Source organism: Lentzea sp. NPDC092896 (assembly GCF_044754905.1).
GTDB lineage: Bacteria > Actinomycetota > Actinomycetes > Mycobacteriales > Pseudonocardiaceae > Lentzea.
The window spans coordinates 148,938-168,377 of record NZ_JBIVPX010000005.1 but is presented as its reverse complement, the minus strand read 5'-3'; the positions used below and the strand labels follow the sequence as shown (position 1 = coordinate 168,377).

Annotated in this window: 22 protein-coding genes; 8 read left to right on the top strand and 14 right to left on the bottom strand. The window is 68.4% G+C overall.

Features of this window, described 5'->3' with window-relative positions; genetic code table 11:
• Window positions 1–51 precede the first annotated feature (51 nt).
• A complete protein-coding gene (locus ACIQF0_RS25365; RefSeq protein WP_401033082.1) occupies window positions 52–1,266 on the bottom strand; it encodes a DUF222 domain-containing protein in 1,215 nt (404 codons plus the stop codon).
• A gap of 284 nt (window positions 1,267–1,550) precedes the next feature.
• Between ACIQF0_RS25365 and ACIQF0_RS25360 the strand changes: the two genes are divergently transcribed.
• Window positions 1,551–1,826 carry a hypothetical protein gene (locus ACIQF0_RS25360; RefSeq protein WP_401033080.1) on the top strand — a complete coding sequence of 92 codons (276 nt, stop codon included), beginning with the start codon at window positions 1,551–1,553 and terminating at the stop codon, window positions 1,824–1,826.
• Window positions 1,827–1,852: 26 nt separating this feature from the next.
• Complete coding sequence (locus tag ACIQF0_RS25355) at window positions 1,853–2,137, top strand: hypothetical protein (RefSeq protein ID WP_401033078.1); 285 nt, start codon at window positions 1,853–1,855, stop codon at window positions 2,135–2,137.
• Between the two features lie 53 nt (window positions 2,138–2,190).
• Here ACIQF0_RS25355 and ACIQF0_RS25350 read toward each other — a convergent pair whose 3' ends face one another.
• From ACIQF0_RS25350 to ruvC, 7 genes are all read right to left on the bottom strand, one after another.
• Entirely contained in the window at window positions 2,191–2,682 is a 492-nt protein-coding gene (locus tag ACIQF0_RS25350) for an adenine phosphoribosyltransferase (RefSeq protein WP_401033076.1), read from the bottom strand.
• Window positions 2,683–2,705: 23 nt separating this feature from the next.
• A complete protein-coding gene (gene secF, locus ACIQF0_RS25345) occupies window positions 2,706–3,860 on the bottom strand; it encodes a protein translocase subunit SecF (RefSeq protein WP_360032061.1) in 1,155 nt (384 codons plus the stop codon).
• Between the two features lies 1 nt (window position 3,861).
• Window positions 3,862–5,664 carry a protein translocase subunit SecD gene (secD, locus tag ACIQF0_RS25340; protein WP_401033074.1) on the bottom strand — a complete coding sequence of 601 codons (1,803 nt, stop codon included), beginning with the start codon at window positions 5,662–5,664 and terminating at the stop codon, window positions 3,862–3,864.
• A gap of 129 nt (window positions 5,665–5,793) precedes the next feature.
• Complete coding sequence (gene yajC / locus ACIQF0_RS25335) at window positions 5,794–6,144, bottom strand: preprotein translocase subunit YajC (protein WP_401033072.1); 351 nt, start codon at window positions 6,142–6,144, stop codon at window positions 5,794–5,796.
• Window positions 6,145–6,237: 93 nt separating this feature from the next.
• Window positions 6,238–7,251, bottom strand: a complete 1,014-nt coding sequence (gene ruvB, locus ACIQF0_RS25330; protein WP_360032070.1) for a Holliday junction branch migration DNA helicase RuvB — start codon at window positions 7,249–7,251, stop codon at window positions 6,238–6,240.
• Complete coding sequence (ruvA, locus tag ACIQF0_RS25325; protein WP_360032073.1) at window positions 7,248–7,829, bottom strand: Holliday junction branch migration protein RuvA; 582 nt, start codon at window positions 7,827–7,829, stop codon at window positions 7,248–7,250. The genes ruvB and ruvA overlap by 4 nt, the downstream gene beginning before the upstream one ends.
• Before the next feature lie 30 nt (window positions 7,830–7,859).
• Entirely contained in the window at window positions 7,860–8,426 is a 567-nt protein-coding gene (gene ruvC / locus ACIQF0_RS25320) for a crossover junction endodeoxyribonuclease RuvC (RefSeq protein WP_401033069.1), read from the bottom strand.
• Between the two features lie 147 nt (window positions 8,427–8,573).
• Between ruvC and ACIQF0_RS25315 the strand changes: the two genes are divergently transcribed.
• The 3 genes from ACIQF0_RS25315 to ACIQF0_RS25305 are packed head-to-tail and all read left to right on the top strand — an operon-like array spanning window position 8,574 to window position 11,308.
• Window positions 8,574–10,058 carry a diguanylate cyclase domain-containing protein gene (locus tag ACIQF0_RS25315; protein WP_401033067.1) on the top strand — a complete coding sequence of 495 codons (1,485 nt, stop codon included), beginning with the start codon at window positions 8,574–8,576 and terminating at the stop codon, window positions 10,056–10,058.
• Window positions 10,055–10,486 (top strand): cupin domain-containing protein, encoded by a 432-nt coding sequence (locus ACIQF0_RS25310; RefSeq protein WP_401033065.1) that lies wholly within the window; start codon window positions 10,055–10,057, stop codon window positions 10,484–10,486. Before ACIQF0_RS25315 ends, ACIQF0_RS25310 begins: the two co-directional genes overlap by 4 nt.
• An 18-nt stretch (window positions 10,487–10,504) precedes the next feature.
• On the top strand, window positions 10,505–11,308 hold the full coding sequence (locus ACIQF0_RS25305) for an alpha/beta fold hydrolase (RefSeq protein ID WP_360032085.1): 804 nt from the start codon (window positions 10,505–10,507) through the stop codon (window positions 11,306–11,308).
• Between the two features lie 67 nt (window positions 11,309–11,375).
• Here ACIQF0_RS25305 and ACIQF0_RS25300 read toward each other — a convergent pair whose 3' ends face one another.
• Window positions 11,376–12,251: a hypothetical protein gene (locus ACIQF0_RS25300; protein ID WP_401033062.1), complete on the bottom strand. Its 876-nt coding sequence runs from the start codon at window positions 12,249–12,251 to the stop codon at window positions 11,376–11,378.
• A gap of 82 nt (window positions 12,252–12,333) precedes the next feature.
• Here ACIQF0_RS25300 and ACIQF0_RS25295 point away from each other — a divergent pair, with 82 nt between their 5' ends.
• Complete coding sequence (locus tag ACIQF0_RS25295) at window positions 12,334–12,759, top strand: MarR family winged helix-turn-helix transcriptional regulator (RefSeq protein WP_401033060.1); 426 nt, start codon at window positions 12,334–12,336, stop codon at window positions 12,757–12,759.
• Here the strand turns inward: ACIQF0_RS25295 and ACIQF0_RS25290 are convergent.
• Entirely contained in the window at window positions 12,746–13,351 is a 606-nt protein-coding gene (locus tag ACIQF0_RS25290; protein WP_401033058.1) for an alpha/beta hydrolase family protein, read from the bottom strand. The two genes, ACIQF0_RS25295 and ACIQF0_RS25290, sit on opposite strands and share 14 nt — an antisense overlap.
• Window positions 13,352–13,370: 19 nt before the next feature.
• Window positions 13,371–14,054: an SDR family oxidoreductase gene (locus ACIQF0_RS25285; protein WP_401033890.1), complete on the bottom strand. Its 684-nt coding sequence runs from the start codon at window positions 14,052–14,054 to the stop codon at window positions 13,371–13,373.
• 50 nt (window positions 14,055–14,104) lie between these two features.
• Between ACIQF0_RS25285 and ACIQF0_RS25280 the strand changes: the two genes are divergently transcribed.
• Window positions 14,105–15,139 carry a serine hydrolase gene (locus tag ACIQF0_RS25280; RefSeq protein WP_401033056.1) on the top strand — a complete coding sequence of 345 codons (1,035 nt, stop codon included), beginning with the start codon at window positions 14,105–14,107 and terminating at the stop codon, window positions 15,137–15,139.
• Window positions 15,140–15,250: 111 nt separating this feature from the next.
• On the opposite strand, the gene ACIQF0_RS25275 is transcribed toward ACIQF0_RS25280, so the two are convergent.
• The 3 genes from ACIQF0_RS25275 to ACIQF0_RS25265 are packed head-to-tail and all read right to left on the bottom strand — an operon-like array spanning window position 15,251 to window position 18,208.
• Window positions 15,251–16,057 (bottom strand): sugar phosphate isomerase/epimerase family protein, encoded by an 807-nt coding sequence (locus ACIQF0_RS25275; protein WP_401033055.1) that lies wholly within the window; start codon window positions 16,055–16,057, stop codon window positions 15,251–15,253.
• A complete protein-coding gene (locus ACIQF0_RS25270) occupies window positions 16,039–17,073 on the bottom strand; it encodes a dihydrodipicolinate synthase family protein (protein WP_401033053.1) in 1,035 nt (344 codons plus the stop codon). Before ACIQF0_RS25270 ends, ACIQF0_RS25275 begins: the two co-directional genes overlap by 19 nt.
• Window positions 17,066–18,208: a Gfo/Idh/MocA family oxidoreductase gene (locus ACIQF0_RS25265; protein ID WP_360032104.1), complete on the bottom strand. Its 1,143-nt coding sequence runs from the start codon at window positions 18,206–18,208 to the stop codon at window positions 17,066–17,068. Before ACIQF0_RS25265 ends, ACIQF0_RS25270 begins: the two co-directional genes overlap by 8 nt.
• A 122-nt stretch (window positions 18,209–18,330) precedes the next feature.
• On the opposite strand from ACIQF0_RS25265, the gene ACIQF0_RS25260 reads away from it, so the two are divergent.
• On the top strand, window positions 18,331–19,347 hold the full coding sequence (locus ACIQF0_RS25260) for a LacI family DNA-binding transcriptional regulator (RefSeq protein ID WP_360032107.1): 1,017 nt from the start codon (window positions 18,331–18,333) through the stop codon (window positions 19,345–19,347).
• Window positions 19,348–19,440 lie beyond the last annotated feature (93 nt).

Here is a 19,440-nt window from a genome sequence, read left to right as displayed (position 1 = left end):
TCCACGAACCTGCTCATTCGGGTGAAAACGGTTGCTCGCGCGCTGGTGCCGCTAGGCGACTTGGCGGCGGTCTGGGTGGGTGTTTGTTCTGGGGGTGCGGGTGGGGTCGAGCCAGGCCGGCGGGGTGAACGTCGGGGTGCCATTGAGGAGCCTTACCTCCCATTCGCTTTGGTGGATCAGGGTGTGGTGGTGACGGCACAGCAGGGCCGCGTTCTCGACCGAGGTGCCGCCGCCCTCTGACCAGAATCTGATGTGGTGGGCGTCGCAGTGCTTGGGCGGGCGGTCGCAGCCCGGGAAGGAACAGCCCTGGTCTCTGGCGACCAGGAGGCGGCGGATCGAGGCGGGGAACGTGCGGGTCTTGCGGCCGATGTCAACGTGCTCAGACCGGCCGCCCAGCACCACCGGGATGACGCCGGCGTTGCAGGCCAGGCGGCGGACCAGCTTGGCCTGCATGCGCTCGCGGGTGTCCAGGGTGGCGAAGCCGGTCTGCTCGGCCAGGTCGCGGTAGGCCATCGTCAGGGTCAGCGTGACCGGCTCGCCGCCGTGTTCGGGGAGGCGGTCGGCACGCAACATGAGGTCGATCAGGTCGGCGAAGGCATCACCCTCGCGTTCGGCGCGCGTGCGGGGGTCCGGGCCTTCCTCCGGAGTGGTCGGGCGGGGCTTGGCCAGCGGGTCGATCATCGCTTCGAACTTGGCGCCGGCGATCTTGTCCAGCTTCGCCGACACCTCCAGCTGGTCGCCCTTCCACTCCATCCGCAGCCGGTTGACCGGCGGCGCCGGAGCAGCCTCACTCGGCTCGGCGTCCTGCTGGTAGAGCCGGTAGGCCAGCTCCCTGCCGAACGAACGCACAGCACTGGGTTCGTGGGCTTGGGCGAACTCGACCACGGGCTGCTCGGCCTCGGGCGGCAGGTCCTTCATCACCTCGGCCACAGCCGAGATGTGTTCACCAGAGAGCGCGCCCTCCACCACCGCAGCGGCGGTGACCGGCAACTCCGGCTCCAGCAGCGAGCCGGTCGGCGTGAGCTGACGGGTCAGCAGCTCGGCGCGGGCGACCCATTGACGCGCGGTCTTCAGGTCCCACCGAACGGCATGACGCAACACGTGCGCCACATTCCTGTACCCCAGCTCGGATGCCGCGCCACGCTGCTCCAACTCGGCGATCTTCTGCATCATCACATTCTCAAGAACGCGAATTTCCACCACGTCTCCGACGACTGCGGCAAGCAGCTCGTCGGTGGACAGGAGGCGGAAGTCTCGTTCGCTCATGCGTTCGACACTACCGCAAGATCACGACATAAAAGCACGTCAGCAGCCACACGTTCGGGTGAACGACCTTTCCAAACGGCCATAGGTTCCGTTAGTGCACATCTCTCTAGACGCAACGCAACCACTAGCAACCACGCGCGCACAGAAACGCGAAATACGCACAACGACCACGCCCCGCAACCACCAACGAAAACAGACCACCGAAATGCAGTCCGGCACACGCCCGACGAAGGAGGGCATGTGCCGGTTCGGCGCAGCCGTGCCCTCCTGGAACACTCGGCACGGTGAGGACTCTGATCTGGTGCGCCGCGATGACGTTCGTGTGGCTGGGCACGATGGCGTACCTGGCCCTCGACGACCCCAGCTACATCGACCAGCGATCGATCATCGGCTCAACGGTCGGCTGGGCAGTGGCAACAGCACTGAGCTGGCTGGTCCTGCGCCGCGCAAAAACCCCGAAGCTGTGGGAGATCGCGGTAGTAACAGCACCGGCATCGCTCGTCACGCTGGTCTTCGTCAGCATCGGCGCCGCCTTCGTGGCCCCACCGCCGATCGCCTGACATCGTCAGGCTGAAAAACTGAGCGCATGCATGAGCACCGCCCGATCTGGCACTGCCTGGCGTTCGCGGGCATCTGGTACGCCGCGATCGTCCTGCTCAACCTGGTCACCAACGGCGCCGGCGAGGCACTGCGCACGGCGACACTCGGGGTCGTCCCGTGGCTGGGCGCTTCGGCCGCCCTGATGCGGATCGGGCACGGCGACATGAAGGCCTGGCGCCTGATCCTGCTGGGCCTGCCGATCTTCTACTTCCTGTGGGCGATCACCGTGGTCGTCGCCTATCGGTTCATCGCAGAGCCGGCCACGGGCTGACACGCAAAAGGGACCGGCGACAACGTCACCGGTCCCCTGCAGAAAAAGTCCTCTTACACAGCCATCAGAGCGCTGACCTCGCGGCCCGCGAGCCGGGAACGTCCGCCCAGAGCGGTGATCTCCAGAACCACGGACACGCCGGTCACGATGCCGCCGGCCCGCTCGACCAACGCACACGCGGCCTCAGCGGTCCCACCGGTGGCCAGAACGTCGTCCACCACCACAACACGCTGCCCAGGCAGGATCGCGTCCGCAGGCAGCTCCAGAGACGCCGTGCCGTACTCCAACTCGTACGACTCCGAGTCGGCGACGACCGGGAGCTTGCCCGGCTTGCGCAGCGGCACGACGCCGTAGCGCCAGCCGTAACCCAGAGCAGCACCCAGGAGGAAGCCGCGCGACTCGATGGCGGCGATCACCTGGGTGCTGTCGTCGATCTTGTCCTGGAGGGCGTCGACCACGGCGCGCAGGGCGTCCGGGTCGGTGAGAACCGGCGTGAAGTCCCGGAAGACGACCCCTGGCTTGGGGAAGTCCGGGACTTCACGCATCAGTCCCAGAGCACGATCCAATTTCAACGCTGACGCTTTCCGGTCGGACGGCGGCGGGCGTCGCCTGCCTTGGCGGTGCGGTGAGGCACCGAGGCAGCGGCGGCGTACGCCTCTTCCTTGCGCAGGTCGGCGTTGAGGGCGTCGTCGTCGACCGACTCGATGCCCTCGGCGACCTGCGGGCCCGTGGCCTTGGCGCGGCGGGTGGCCACGCGCTTGGCCTGCGCGATGAACTTCGGGTCGCGCATCTTCAGGTCCACCAGCACCGGGGTGGCGAGGAAGATCGAGGACAGGGCACCGATGAACATGCCGACGAGCTGCACGAGCGCGAGGTCCTGCAGGGTGCCGACGCCCAGGATGCCGACGCCGACGACCAGCAGGCCGATGACCGGGAGCAGCGCGATCAGCGAGGTGTTGATCGAGCGCATCAGGGTCTGGTTCAGCGCCAGGTTCGACGCCTCGGCGTACGTGCGGCGGGTCAGGCCCAGCAGGCCTCGGGTGTTCTCCTTGACCTTGTCGAACACGACGACCGTGTCGTACAGGGAGAAGCCGAGGATGGTGAGCAGACCGATCACCGTCGCCGGCGTCACCTCGAAGCCGATGATCGAGTACACGCCGGCGGTGATGATGACGTCGTGGAACACGGCGACGAGCGCGCCGACGGCCATCTGCCACTCGAAGTAGAACACCAGGAAGACCGTCACGGCGATGAAGAACCAGAACAGGGCCCACAGGGCCTTGCCGCTGATCTCACCGCCCCAGGACGCGGAGACGGCGCTGTCGGAGATCGCCGTCTGGCCGCCCTGCGGGTTGGTGTCCTTCGCGAGAGCCGTCTTGAGGGTCGCGACCTCCGCGATGTTCAGCGCGGGCGACTTGAGCTGGATCGTCGCGCTGGCGCCGGAGCCGACGGCCTGCACGGCGTTCGGCTTCTTGCCGGGCAGGGCCTTCGAGTAGACGTCCTCGACGGTGCCCGTCGTGATGGTCTGGCCGCTGGCCGACACCGACGGCATCGAGATCTTCGTGCCACCCTCGAAGTCGATGCCGAGGTTGAAGCCGTTGAACACCATCGAGCCGATGCAGATCAGCAGGATGATGGCGGAGGTGATGTACCAGCGGACGCGCTTGCCGACGATGTCGAAGGCGCCGTTGCCCACGTAGAGGCGTGAGAACACGCTGCTCATGTCAGGCCTCCTTCACGGCGGTCGTCTTGCCGGTCGAGGTGGCGCGGTGCGAGGCGCCCTCGCGGGCCGCACCTCCCAGGCCCGACAGGCTCGAGTTGGAGAGAAGCTTGGACTTCGACGCGATCGCGACCAGCGGGTGCGTCACGAGGAACACGACCACGAGGTCGAGGACCGTCGACATGCCCAGGGTGAACGCGAAGCCCTTCACCTGGCCGACCGCGATGATGTACAGCACGGCGGCGGCGATGAAGCTGACCGCGTCGGCGGAGAGGATCGTGCGGCGCGAACGGACCCATGCGCGTGGCACGGCCGAACGGAACGTGCGGCCCTCACGCACCTCGTCTTTGAGTCGTTCGAAGAAGACGATGAACGAGTCCGCCGTGATACCGATGGCGACGATGAATCCGGCGATACCGGCCAGGTCGAGCGTGAAGCCGATCAGGCGGCCCAGCAGGACCAGCACCGCGTAGATGACGACCGCGGACAGGACCAGCGACAGGATCGTCAGGATGCCGAGCAGGCGGTAGTAGAACAGGCAGTAGACGAAGACCAGCGCGAGGCCGATGCCGCCGGCGATGAGACCCGCCTTGAGCGACTGCAGGCCGAGCGTCGGGGAGATCGTCTGCGCCTCGGACGAGTCGAAGGACAGCGGCAGCGCGCCGTACTTCAGCGTGTTCGCGAGGTTCTGGGCTTCCTTCAGCGTGAACTTGCCGCTGATCTCGGTCGAGCCGCCCGCGATGGCCGACTGGATGGTCGGCGCGGACATGACCTCGCCGTCGAGCACGACCGCGACGGCCTGCTGGACGTTGGCCGAGGTGAACGCGCCCCACTTGGTGCCGCCCTCGGACTTGAAGTCCAGGTTGACGACGTAGCCGGTGCCGTTCGGGTTGTTGTTCGCCGCGGCGTTGCTGATGTCCTCACCGGTCAGGCGGGAGTAGTTCGTGTAGTCGTCCGCCTTGGTCTCGGTGTCCTCCTTGGGAGGGTTGACCGGGGCCAGCGTGTACTTGAACTCGCCCTTCTCGTCACAGGTGACGAGGGGCTTGTCCAGGTCGTCGTTGCCGCGCAGCGGGTCGGGCTGCGAGCAGTCGAGCATGAGCGCGGCCTGCTGCAGGATCTGCGGGTCGGTCGCCTGGCGGAGGGCCTTCGCGTCCTGGATCTCCTTCGCGACCTTCGGGTCGACGTTGGAGGGAGCGGACGGAGTGCTCGAAGGCGCGCTGCTGGACGGCGCGGTGCTGGACGGCGCGGTGCTGCTCGACGGAGGAGTGCTGGACGGCTGCGCGGCCAGGTTCGGCGCGGGGCGGCCCTGCGGAGCACCGCTCGACGGCGGCGGGCTGCCGGCGCTCTGGCTCGGCGGCGTCGACGGAGGCGTGCTCGCGCTGCCGGACGGCGGCGTGCTCGTCTGGGTCTGCGGCACGGCGCCCGCGGGCACCGGCTGGCCGATGACCTTGCGGAACGCGAGGCGAGCGGTCTGGCCGAGGCCCTTCGCGCCTTCGCTGTCCGCGCCCGGGACCGTGATCACCAGGTTGTTGCCGTCTCGCACGACCTCGGCACCGGAGACGCCGAGACCGTTCACGCGGACCTCGATGAGGTCACGTGCCCGGTTGAGCGCTTCCTCGCTCGGCTGTGCGCCGTCTTCCTGCCGAGCTGTCAGGGTGACGAGGGTGCCGCCCTGGAGGTCGATTCCGAGCTTGGGTTTGGCCGAACCGTTCCCGGTGAGAAACACCAGGGCGTAGAGCGCGACCACGATGAGGACAAAACTCGCCAGATACTTCGCAGGGCGAATTTGCCCGGCCGGAGGTGCCACGATCCGTCCGTCTCCTAGTAGCTATGGTTTCCGAGCGCGCAGCGTAACGCGCGCCGCGTGAGCTGCGCGTCACTACCTGGAGTTGGCGGTGTTCACAGTTGCCAACTCCAGGTGTCACGAGCTTGTTGGTTACTTCTTGGCGCCGTGGTCCAGGGGCTCGGCGACCTGTGCGGTGGTCGCGGGCACCTCTTCCTCGACGTCGTCGGTCTGGTCCTCGGCCACGACCTCGTCGGTCTCGGCGACCTTCTCGCGAATGGCGGCACGCAGCCAGCGCGTGACGACACCCTCGGAGATCTCGATGTCGATGGTGGTGTCGTGGCTCGCGTCGGCAACGGTGCCGTACAGGCCGGACGTCGTCATCACCTTGTCGCCGGGGGCGAGCGAGTCCTGCAGGTTCTTCTGCTCGGCCATCGCCCGCTTCTGCTTGCGCGCGCTGAGGAACAGCGGCACCGCCAGCAGAACCAGAAGCAACGGGAACATCAAAGACGAAAGGTTGCCCATCATTCTCCGATCAGGTGGACATGCCTCGACGCACGTCCGATATGTCCAGGTGCTTTCACCGATTGTGCCAGGTCACCACAGTTGATCACCGGCGGGCGGTTCGAGCCCCAGGTGGTACCACGCGGCGGGCGTCGCCACTCGGCCCCGCGGTGTCCGGGCCAGCATGCCAGCCCGCACCAAATACGGTTCGCACACCTCTTCCACGGTGGTCGGTTCCTCACCGACCGCGACCGCGAGGGTGGCGACGCCGACAGGGCCGCCGTTGAAGCTCTTGACCAGGGCGTTCAGCACCGCGCGGTCGAGCCGGTCGAGGCCCAGTTCGTCGACGTCGTAGACCACCAGGGCCTGCTTGGCGATGTCCTCCGTCACCTTTCCGTCGGCCCTGACCTCCGCGAAGTCGCGCACACGGCGCAGCAGGCGGTTCGCGATGCGGGGGGTGCCGCGGGAGCGACCGGCGATCTCGATGGCGGCGTCCTCGGCGAGGTCGACGCCGAGGATCTTCGCGCTGCGCTTCACGATGAGGTCGAGCTCTTCCGGCGTGTAGAACTCCATGTGCCCGGTGAAGCCGAAGCGGTCGCGCAACGGTCCCGTGAGCGCACCGGACCTGGTGGTGGCTCCCACCAGCGTGAACGGCGCGATGTCGAGCGGGATGCTGGTCGCTCCCGGGCCCTTGCCGACCATCACGTCGACGCGGAAGTCCTCCATCGCGAGGTACAGCATCTCCTCCGCGGGCCTCGCCATGCGGTGGATCTCGTCGATGAAGAGGACGTCGCCCTCGACGAGGTTCGACAGCATCGAGGCCAGGTCGCCGGCGCGTTCCAGGGCGGGGCCGCTGGTGATGCGGATGGCGGCGCCGAGCTCCTTGGCGATGATCATGGCCAGCGAGGTCTTGCCCAGGCCGGGAGGGCCGCTGAGCAGGACGTGGTCCGGGGCCGTGCCCCGTCGCATCGCGCCGTGCAGGACCAGTTCGAGCTGCTCGCGGACGCGCTGCTGGCCGACGAACTCGTGCAGGTCGGCCGGGCGGAGGCTGGTCTCGAGGTCGCGTTCGGCGGGGGCGACGTACGGGCTGAGCTCGTCCTCGGTCACTTGCGCCCCAGGGTCGCGAGCGCACGGCGCAGGACGGCCGACGTGGACTGGTCGGGGTTCGCGGCGAGGACGTTGTCGACCGTGGTTTCGGCCGACTTTGCCGGGAAGCCGAGGCCGAGGAGCGCCTCCACGACGTGGTCGCGCGTCTGGCTGTGCGCGGGCGTCGTGGGTGCGGAGAGCTGGCCGACCTTGTCGCGCAGCTCGATGATGAGGCGTTCCGCGCCCTTCTTGCCGATGCCCGGGACCTGCGTGAGCACGGTGATGTTGCCCTCGGCGAGCGCGTGGCGGAGCTTGTCCGGCTCCAGGACCGCGAGGGTGGCCAGTGCGATCCGCGGGCCGATGCCGCTGACCGTCTGGAGCAGGCTGAACAGCTCGCGGGCCTCGGCGTCGGCGAACCCGAACAGGGTGAGGCTGTCCTCGCGGACGATCAGGGTGGTGGCGAGGCTCGCCTCCTCGCCGCGGCGCAGGGTGGCGAGCGTGGTCGGCGTCATCTGGACGGCGAACCCGACGCCGCCCACCTCGACGACGGCGTGGTCGAGGCCGACGTGCTGCACCTGGCCGCGCAGTGACGAGATCACCTGGTTCCTCCGGACTTCACTTGCTGGACCTTAGTTAGTTCGCTTGGCCGCTTCGGCCAGCTTCGCCCTGTGCACGCGGGCGAGTTCCGCGGCGCGGGCCTGCGCCTCTTCCAGCCTGTTGCGCATCGGCGCGCGCCAGTGGTGGCAGATCGCGAGGGCCAGCGCGTCCGCCGCGTCGGCCGGCTTCGGCGCGACCTTCAGGCCGAGCAGCTTGGTCACCATGGCGGTCACCTGCGCCTTGTCCGCGCGGCCAGAGCCCGTGACGGCGGCCTTCACCTCGGACGGCGTGTGGAACTCGACCGGCAGGTTCCGTTGCGCGGCAGCCAAAGCGACGACGCCCGACGCCTGCGCGACCCCCATCGCGGTGCGGACGTTGTGTTGCGCGAAGACGCGTTCGATGGCGACGACCTGAGGTTCGTAACGGTCCAGCCACACGCAGACGCCGTCGTACAGCTCATGAAGGCGCACGGACAGCGGAGCGTCAACGGGCGTGCGCAGGACATCGACGGCCACGGCGCGCACGACTCGGCCTGGTCCGCCGTCGACGACGCCGAAGCCGCACCTGGTCAGACCGGGGTCGACCCCGAACACCCGCACAACAGCTCCCCGGATCGCTGAACGAACAACAGTTCGAACCATATCCGGTGCACCGATAGGGGACTTGCACCGACACGGGCTGACGCGGTTCGACAAGTCCACACCGCCGTTACTACGGTGGTCGGGTTTCGATCATCGGGAGTCACGGTGAAGAGGTTCTGGATCATCGCGGGGTGCGTCGGCACTTTCATCGCGATCGCCATCCTCACCGCCCTCGCCGCGCCGCGCGATATCGGTATCGCAATCGACAAGCTCGTGCAGCTGGTGTTCGCCATCGCGGCGTTGGTCGTCTACGCGCGAGCACGTGACCGGTGGATGACGGCGGCGATGATCAGCCTCAGCGTCGGGTTGTCCGCGTGGATCTGGGGCCAGCAGATCATGGGCGTGCAGCTGCCGTCGTCGACGATCGCGCCGATCGGGTTCACGATGGTTCCGGTGCTCTGCCTGGCCGCCGTGATCGCGAAGGCGCAGAAACGCCGTTCCGACGACCTGTTGCCGAACTACCGCAGCCGCACGGTCCTGGTGCTCGACGGGCTGATCGTGATCGGGTCGCTGTTCGTGCTGACGTGGGTGTCGGCACTGGAGTCGCTGACCAGGGCGTGGGCGACCGAAGGTCCTGGGTTCGCCACCGTCATCGCGCATCCTGCCGCGTACCTCGTGCTGCTCGTGGCGATCGTGGTGATGTCGTGGACGCATCAGGCCGTGCGTCAGTGGCCGATGCTTTTCGTCGCACTGGCCGGTATCGCGCAGTCGTCGTCGGGCTGGGTGTTCGCTTTCTTCATCGCCAAGGGCAACACGGCGATTCCGGCGGCCGCGGACATCGGTTTCATGCTGTGCCCGGCGTTCTTCCTGCTGAGCGCGCTGGCCCCGGTCCGCAACCTCGACCCCACGCCCGGTCGCATGCGCACGGCCGACCTCCTGCACCTGCTCGTGCCGTACCTGCCGCTCGCGATCACCGGCCTGTTCGTCAGCTGGAACACCGCGACGGGCGGCCGCCTCAACCCGGTCGAGATCTACGTCGGGCTTATGGTCGTGTGTCTCGTGATCGTGCGTCAGCTGCTCACGATGATGGACAACGTACGGCTGATGGACCAGCTCCGCGTCTCTCGCGAGGAGCTACGGCACGAGGCGACGCACGACCCGTTGACCGGCGTCGCGAACCGCTCGCTCTTCCGCGAACGGCTGGAGCGCGCGCTCGCGGTTCGTGACCGCGCGAAGCCGTTGATCCTGCTGTTCATCGACGTGGACGGCTTCAAGGCGGTCAACGACAACAACGGGCACGCCGAGGGCGACATCGTTCTGCGCAATGTCGCCGCACGGCTGGAGAACAACGTCCGGCCCGAGGACACCGTGGCGCGGCTGGGCGGTGACGAGTTCGGCGTGCTGATCGACGGTGGCGACGCGGACGAGATCGGCGCACGGCTGCTGGACGCGCTGGGGCATCCGCACGAGGTGCACGGCCGGGTGCACCGGGTGCACGCCAGCATCGGTGTGGCGCAACGGTTCTCGTACGATCCCAAGATCACCGCCGACGACGTGCTCGGGGCCGCGGACGCCGCGATGTACACGGCGAAGCGGCTCGGCAAGGGCATGGTCGTCGTGCACGGTTCCCCGCTTCCGGAGATGACGTGACCCCAGAGCAGTTGATCGCCTCGCTGGACATGCAGGAACTGCCCGTCGAGGGCGGGTACTTCGCGCAGACGCACCGGTCCGACGAGGTGTCCGCGATCGCGTACCTGTTGCGCAGCCCGGACTTCTCCGGCATGCACGTGCTGAAGCACCTGGAGATCTACCACTTCCACGCCGGGTCGCCGTTGCGGATGCTGCTGCTGCACCCGGACGGCACGGTGACCGAGCCGGTGCTGAGCGCGTCGAACCCGCAGGTCGTGGTGCCCGCGGGCGTGTGGCAGGGCAGCACTCCGGCCGGTGACTGGTCGTTGGTCGGCACGGTCGTGGTGCCGCCGTACACCGATGACATCGTGTCCTTCGGGCACGCGGACGAGCTGTGTGCGCGTTATCCCTCACACGCTGCTGTGATTCGGCCCCTGTGCAGGTTCTAGCTATCTAGGATCTTCGGAATGGCGCTTGTCCCGCTCAACGGCATCGAGCTCAACGTCCAGACCGAGGGTTCCGGTGACCTCGTCGTGCTCGTCATGGGCACCGGCAGTCCCGGCAGGGTCTGGCGCTCCTACCAGGTGCCCGCGCTGGTCAAGGCCGGTTACCGGGTCGCGTACTTCGACAACCGCGGCATCAGGCCGTCGTCGGAGTGCGCCGGGGGTTTCACGCTCGACGACATGGTCGCCGACACCGCCGCGCTGATCGAGCACCTGGGCGGTCCGGCGCACGTGATCGGCACGTCGCTGGGCGGGCGCATCACCCAGGAACTGGCGCTGGCGCATCCGTCACTCGTGCGCAGCGCGGTGATGATGGCGACCGCCGGCCGTCCCGAACCGGTGCAGCAGGCGTGGTCGCAGGCGCTGTGCGACCTGCACGACAAGGGTGTCGAGATCCCGCTGGCGTTCTACTCGGTGGCGTCGGTGGTCCGGAACCTGTCGCAGACGACGCTGGCCGACCCCGTGGTGGCGCGCGACTGGCTGCAGATGTACGAGTTCGCCGGGTCGTCACTCGGTGCGGGCGAACGGATCCAGCTCGGCCTGGCCGAGTACGACACGCGCCTGGAGGCCTACCGCGCGATCGCGGTGCGGTCGCTGGTGATCGGGTTCGCCGACGACGTCGTGCTGCCGCCGCGGCTGTCGCGCGAGGTGGCGGACGCGATTCCCGGCGCCCGGTACGCCGAGGTCGCGGACGCCGGGCACGTCGGGTACCTGGAGCGGCCGGACGAAGTGAACCGGCTGCTGGTCGAGTTCCTCGCCGGCGCGTGACCTCGCCCGAGCCGGCGACGCGGTCGACGTCGTCACCGACATCGACCGCGACGGCGCGTGACCCCGGCTAGCGGTCGAGGCTGAACTCGTCCGTCGTCTCCCCCTTCACGAGCAGGTCGACGCGGCCGCTGAGCACGTAGGTGCCGTGCGGTGTGCGGGCGGCCGTGGTCGGCGCGGTCCTCCAGTCACGCTGGGACTTCACCTGCCACGTGCGGGTGTCGAGGACCGTCACCGCGTTCTTGCCCGGTGCGGCCAGGCTGTTCGTCACGACGACCAGGCCCTGCGGGGTGAGCGTGAGGCCGTCCGCGCCCGGCAGCCTCGGTGCGGGCAGTTCCTCGACGCGGTTCTGCGTGACCTTGAACAACGTGCCGTTCGTGTAGTGGCCGGTGACGAGGAATCCCCTGGGGTCCCAGACGATTCCGTTGTTGCCGAACGACGTACCGCCCAGCCGGGGGTCGCGGGCGAACGGCGTCGCGGTGCCGTCGCGGCCGACCTTCCAGATCGTGTCGCCCATCGTGCCGGTGACGTAGGCGTTGCCGAGTGGGTCGAGCGCGACGTCGTTGGCGCCGCCGGGGACGTCGACGAACTTCAGCGCGCGGCCGGTGCGCAGGTCGAAGATCCCGAGGCCGGACTGGCCCGGCACCGATCGTTCGCCGAGGCCGATGTCGCCGTAGGTGACGAGCAGGCGGCCGCCGTCCACCTGGAGGCCGAACGTGGACACCATGTGGGTTCCGGTGACGAGCGGGCGGACCCGGCCGTTCGTGCCGACGAGCGACACCGTGCCGTGGCGCAGCGAGCTGACGAGGAACTGGCCGCGGCTCGAGTCCCAGGCCACGCCCTCGGGGTGCAGCGACGGTGAGCGGGCCTCGACGTGCCTCGGCGTGGCCTGGGCCGTGCCCGTGAACAGCACCAGCACCGTCAAGACGGTGAGCAGGACGCGCATGACTTCCCTCCAGTACGAGCACTGACGGATATCAGAACTCTGATACCCATCCATACTCTTATCACACTCTTACGATGGAGGGATGCGCAGCGGTGATCGGATCGGCGGAGACATCAAGCGCGCCGAGCAGGACCTGGTGGCCGCGAAGTCGGCGGCGGTGAAGCCCGCGGGGCTGACCGTGCCGCAGTACTCGGCGTTGCTGGCCCTGAGCGAGAACCCCGGCGCGCCCGCGGCGACACTCGCGCGGTTGTGCCTGACGACGCCTCAGACGATGACGACGATCCTGCAGAACCTGGTCGCGCTGGGTCTCGTCGAGCGCACACCGAACCAGTGGCAGAGCAACGTCCTGGAGAACCGGCTGACCGAGACGGGTCAGGCGAGGTTCCGCGAGGCGGACAGGGCCGCGGTGGCGGTGGAGCAGAAGCTGGCGGACGCGTTCAGCACCGAGGAACGCGCGCAGTTGCGCGCGCTCCTGCAGCGATGTTCCGACGTGCTCAGCGGGAGCTGACGAACTCGTAGGTCTCGTCGACCATCCGCGCGAGGAACCGGTCGCGGTCGAACTCCGGGTCCTCGTCCATGCCCGGCGGCGGCACGTGCACGAAGCTGAAGTGGCCCGCCTTCGGCACGACCCGCAGGTCCACCTCGGCCGGCGCGGTCTTCAGGACCTCCACTTCGGAGGCCGGGACGAACGCGTCCAGCTCGCCGACGTAGGCGAGGATCGGCACCTTCACCGCGTCCAGCGCGCCGGGAGCCGCGAACCAGCCGGCGGGCGGGGTGTAGAGCACCAGGCGGCTGACGCGCGAATCCCTTGGCACGTCAAGGGGCTCGCGTTCCTTGCTCCACGGCGTCGCGCCCGCGAGGCACAACCCCGCCCAGGCGCCGATCGAGTGGCCGACCACGACCACCTCGGCGTCCGGGCCGACGTCGCGCAGGGCCTCGACCAGGCCCAACGGCCGCGCCAGGTAGTCGTCCCAGGTCGCCTGCTGCGGATGCAGGCGCGGAAAGGACGGCGCGATGACCTGGTGGCCCTGAGCGGCGAAGTGGTCCAGGAGCGGGCGGTGCCGTTCCGGGTCACCACCGCCTCCGACAGCGAAGAGCACGATCAACGAAGTACCCCCGTCAGCGATGCGCGGCCTGTCCGGTCGGCCGCAGCAGGATCTCGTTCACGTCCACAGTGGACGGTTGGGACACGGCGTAGAGCACCGCCCTGCCAACGTCTTCCGGTGCCAGCTTCGGGTCATCCACACGCGACGCCGGAATGGCGTCGGTGTCGACCAGGCCCGGCTGCACCACCGTCACCCTAACCCCGGTGGCCACCGCTTCGGCGCGGATCGCCTGCGCCAGACCGGTGATCGCCCACTTCGTCGCCGAGTACAGGTTGCCCGGACGCACGCCACGACCGGCGGCGGACCCCGTCATCACGAAGTGGCCGCCGGAGCGGATCAGCGCCGGCATCGCGGCACGGGCGGTGAAGGCGGGTCCGCAGACGTTCGTGACGACCATGCCGGTCCACTCCGACGGCTTCGCGCCGGCGTCGGAGACGAACGACGTGTCGACGGAAACTCCAGCGTTCGCGAATACAACGTCGATCCGGCCCCAGCGGGACTCCACTCGGGACATGAGATCCTGCACGGAATCCCAGGAAGAGACGTCGCATCGGGCGTCCCAGCCGCGATCTCCGACAGATTCTTCGGCGCCGCGCGAGGCCCTGACCACGCGATACCCCGCCTGAGCTGCGAGAACGGCGGTCGCCGCCCCGATTCCGCGGGAAGCGCCGGTCACCACGAAGACGTTTTCCATGATCCGGAACCCTAGTCAGGGAAACGTCAGTGCCGCCTGTTTTGATACCGCTCATGACTTTGAACCGCAGGTCCGTGTTCGGGCTGGGAACCGTCGCGGCCGCGACGGCCGTGCTCGGCTCCAACGGTGCAGCACAAGCCCAGGAAGACGCGGAGGTAGAGATCGAACGCTCCCCGGCGACGGCCGACCGGTCGCGCAAGCGCGTGGCCCAGATCTACAAGCGGCAGGCCCGCAAGGCGAAGGGCAGCTGGTCGTCGCTGATCACGGTCGCCGATCTCGACGGGACGACGAAGCCCGCCGTCGACGAGGACGCCGACAAGGTGGTCGAGGCCTACAGCGTCAACAAGATCGCGGTCGCGGTCGCCGTGCTGGACAAGGTGGACCGCGGGCTGATCAGGCTCGACCAGACGGTCACCGTGTCGGCCGCCATCGTCATCCAGGACACCGACGGCATCTTCGCGCTCGACGGCGCGTACCCGAGCGAGGTCACCGTCGGCCACGCGCTGGCGAACCTGCTGACGGTCTCGGACAACACCGCGGTCCGCCTGTGCGGCCTGGTCGTGCCGGCGTTGGAGCTCAACGAGATCCTGCGGTCCAAGGGCTTCGTGCACACCCAGGTCGTCCCGGTCGCGAACCCGAACCGGTTCTTCCTCGGCACCACGACGGCGCGTGAGACGCACACGTTGCTGCAGAAGCTGGTCGACGGTCAGCTGCTGTCCGCCGAGTCGACCGCCTACCTGCTGAACATCCTGCGCGCCACGGCGAGCTTCACCGACGGCGTGCGGCTCAACCTCACGACGAACGAGCGTCTGCGCGTCGCCACGAAGGCCGGTTGGTTCGAGGACGGCCGCAACGAGGCCGGAATCATGTTCAGCGCGGACAACCGGGCGATCCTGATCTACTCGATGTTCGCGTCGGGCGCCTTCGCCGGCGACAAGGCCGTGAACGACGAGGACTTCAGCACCACGCACCCGGCCGTCGCGGCCCGCGCGGAGCTCGGACGGTCCATGTTCGACGCCGTCATCAAGATCACGACCACGAAGCCGAAACACCGTGCAAAGGTTTACAGGTTCGTCAACGGCGGCTGATTCCTGAGATTTATCTGAAATCTGGACCAAAGAGCACTGATTTTCAGATATATAGATACCAACGCCGGGGTCGGTCGTCGCCGCCGTCGACGACCGGCTTCCCCGCGTTGGTCAGAGCGCCGGTTCCACAATGTCGTGGTACCTGCGCTTCACCTGTTCGATCACCTCGTCGAAGTCCGCCGCCCAGATGGCCGCGTTGAAGATCTCCACTTCGACATCCCCCGAATATCCGGTCGCCGCGACGTGTCGCGTCAGACGGTCCAGGTCGATGTCACCGTCACCGGGATAACCGCGCCCGAGCAACACATCGGCGGGCACGGGCGTGAGCCAGTCGCACACCTGATACGACGCGATGCGCGGTCCCGCGCGCACGATCTGCGCGTCCAGATCGGGGTCCCACCACACGTGCAGCGCGTCCACGACGACGCCGACCGACTCGTGCCGTTCGGCGATGTCCAGCGCCTGCGCCAACGTCGACAGCACGCCGCGATCCGCGCAGAACACCGGATGCATCGGTTCCAGCGCCAGGACCACGCCCGCCTGCGCCGCGTGCACCGACAGTTCCGCGATGGCGTCCGCAACGCGCTGACGTGCGCCGATGAGGTCCTTGTCGGCCTGCACTCCCCCGACGACCATGACCAGCGTGTCGGTGCGCAACGCCGCCGCCTCGTCGATCGCGCGGCGGTTGTCGTCCATCGCGCTTCGGTTGTCCACGGCCGTGAGGAACCCTCCGCGGCACAACGACGACACGCGCAGTCCGGCGTCCGCGACGAGTTTCGCGGTGCGCTCCAGACCGTGGTCGGCGACGGGTTCGCGCCACAGTCCGATCGATTCGATGCCGTGCCGCGCACAGCCTTCGACGGCCTCCGCGACCGTCGCGCGTTTGATCGTGGCCTGGTTCAGCGAGAGGCGAGCCATTGGCGCCACCGCCGTTCCGCGAACTCCGGTTCGATCACGCCGGCGATCTCCGCGAGACGTTTCGCCTCGGCGAGATGCTCAACGGTGCGCGCGGATTCCAGACCACCGAGGAGTTGGAATCGTTCCTGATGTCCGGCCAGCCACGCCAGGAACACGACACCTGTTTTGTAGTAGTAAGTCGGCGCGCTGAACAGATGGCGGGACAACGGAACCGTCGGCGCCATGATCCGGTGGAACTCGTCGGTGTCGCCGTCCGCCAGCTTGGCCAGCGCACGAGCGGCCACCGGGGCGATCGGGTCGAAGATGCCTAGCAGCGCGTGGCTGTGGCCCTGCTCGTCGCCCGCGATCAGGTCCGGGTAGTTGAAGTCGTCGCCGGTGTAGCAGCGGACGCCGTCCGGCAGCGCGCGCCGCAGCCCGATCTCGTGGTCTGCGTCGAGCAGCGAGACCTTCACGCCGTCGATCTTGTCCGGTCGCGAGTGGATGATCTCCAGGAAGTTCCGGGTGGCCTGCGGGATGTCGCCCGCGCCCCAGTACCCCTCCAGCTTCGGGTCGAACGCGGTGCCGAGCCAGTGCAGGATCACCGGTTCGCTGACGCGGTCGAGCAACGTGCCGTAGACCTTCTCGTAGTCCTCGGGACCACGTGCGGCCGCCGCGAGCTGGCGCGAACACATCAGCACGGGCTGTGCGCCGGCCTCCTGGACGACGTCGAGCTGCTCCAGGTAGGCGTTCAGCACGTCGTCGAGGCCGGGCTCACCGGTGAGGTGATCGGTCGCGACGCCCGCGCAGATCCGACCCGACTTCTCGGCGGCGCTGCGGCGGATGAGTTCGGCGGCCGTCGGCCAGTCCAGGCCCATGCCGCGTTGGGCGGTGTCCATGGCTTCCGCGACACCGAAGCCGTGCGACCACAGGTGGTGCCGGAACGCGAGGGTCGCGTCCCAGTCGACGCTGTGTTCGTCCTCGGCCACGACGTGGGCCGCGGCGAACACGACGCGCGTCGAATCGATTCGGCTAGACATCGGCGATCTCCACTCGGCGACCCTCCGAAGAGGACTGCAGACCGGCCGCCGCCAGCGCGACACCCCGTGCCCCGGCGCGGAAGTCGTGCGGGAACGGCGTGCCGTCGTAGACGTGCCGCAGGAACTCCGCCCACTGCACCTTGAAGCCGTTGTCGAACTCCTCGTTGTCCGGCACCTGCTGCCACTGCTCGCGGAACGGGTGCGTGACCGGCAGATCCGGGTTCCAGACGGGCTTCGGCGTGACGGCGCGGGTCTGCACGAAGCACTCGCGCAGACCCGCGACCGCACTCCCCTCGGTGCCGTCCACTTGGAACTCGACGAGCTCGTCGCGGCGCACGCGCACGCACCAGGACGAGTTGATCTGGGCGATGACGCCGTTCGCGATCTCGAAGATCCCGTACGCGGCGTCGTCCGCGGTCGCCTCGTAGGCGTTGTTCTGCTCGTCCCAGCGGGTTGGAATGTGCGTGACGGCCTTCGCCGTGACGGCCTCGACCCGGCCGAACAGGTCGTGCAGCAGATAGCTCCAGTGGCAGAACATGTCCGAGACGATGCCGCCGCCGTCCTGCGCCCGGTAGTTCCAGCTCGGGCGCTGCGCGGGCTGCCAGTCGCCCTCGAAGACCCAGTAGCCGAACTCGCCGCGCACGCTGAGGATCCGGCCGAAGAAGCCGCCGTCGATGAGCCGCTTGAGCTTGCGGATGCCCGGCAGGTACAGCTTGTCCGCCACCACGCCGTGCCGGAGGTTCAGTGAGTCCGCCAGGCGCCCGAGCTCCAGCGCCTGCTCGACGGTGTCGGAGACCGGCTTCTCGGTGTAGACGTGCTTGCCGGCCCGCAGCGCCTTCGTGATCGACTCGACGTGCCTCGACGTGACCTGCGAGTCGAAGTAGATCTCCACGGACGGGTCCGCGAGCGCCGCGTCGAGGTCCGTCGTCCAGTGGGCGAGGTCGTGCCGCTCGGCGATCTCCTTGAGCTTGTCGGCGTTGCGGCCCACGAGCACCGGTTCCACCTTCAGCACGGTCCCGTCCTGCAACCGCACGCCCTCGTCGCGCAACGGCAGCAGTGAACGGACCAGATGCTGGCGGTATCCCATCCGCCCCGTGACGCCGTTGACCGCCACGCCAATGGTCCTGACCGCCATCGCACCTCCCTGGTAGCAGCGCTGGAAAGCGCTTTCCCGCCACGCTAATCGCGGTCCTTCACGGCCGTCAACCTCCTCGCGAGTTAGTCTCAGCGCTCACATGCACGTTGACGGAGGTGGTCGTGTCCGCCCGACAGGTGACGCTCGCCGAGGTGGCGAAGCAGGCGGGTGTGTCGCTGGCGACCGCTTCTCGCGTGCTCAACGGCAGCACGCGGCAGGTGAGCGAGGACCTGAGCGAGCGGGTCCTGCGCACCGCGGAGGAGCTCGGCTACGTGCCGAACGCGTCCGCGCAGGCGCTGGCCCGCAACTCGAGCTCGCTGGTCGGGCTGGTGGTCCACGACATCACCGACCCGTACTTCTCGTGCATCGCGGCGGGGGTGACGAGGGTGGCCGAGGCCGCCGGGCTCTCCGTCGTCCTCGGCACGACCGGGCGCCGTCCCGAACGTGAGGCCGAGCTGCTCTCTACTCTGCGTGCGCATCGGGCCCGTGCGGTGGTGCTCGCCGGTTCCCGCACCACGGACCGTGCGGCGCAGTCGCGGCTCGCGGCCGAGATCGACGCGTTCACCGAGCAGGGTGGGCGTGTCGCGTGCGTGTCGCAGGCGAAGCTCGGCACCGACACGGTCGTTCCCGGGAACCGCGCGGGTGGTCGCGCGCTCGCCCGTGCGCTGGCCGAGCTCGGTCACAAGAAGTTCGCCGTATTGGGTGGACCAACCGAGCTCGTGGTGGCCCGCGACCGGCTCGCCGGGTTCAAGGCGGGACTCGCGGACGCCGGGATCGCGCCGCCGACGGTGATCAACGGAGCCTTCACCCGTGATGGCGGATACGCCGCCGCGATGGAGCTGCTGGGCTCGAAGTCGCGCTCTACCTGCGTGTTCGCCGTGACCGACGTGATGGCGATGGGCGCGATGGCGGCGCTGCGCGAACGGGGTGTGCGCATCCCGGAGGACATCTCGATCGCCGGGTTCGACGACATCCCGACGCTGCGCGACACGGTTCCGGCGCTGTCCACCGTGCGACTGCCGCTGGAGGAGATGGGCGAGATCGCCGCAGGTCTCGTGCTGGACGCCGGGGGTGACGAGGCCCGCACCGTCCGGGTGGCGGGTGAGGTGGTGCTCAGGGCGTCTACTGCCCACAATTAGACTCGTCTGGCTATTCACGTACTTAGTCATGAGGAGTTGAGCCGTCCCCATGGGGTCTGGCCCTGGCTGGCATACCAACCCGGTCATCCGCTC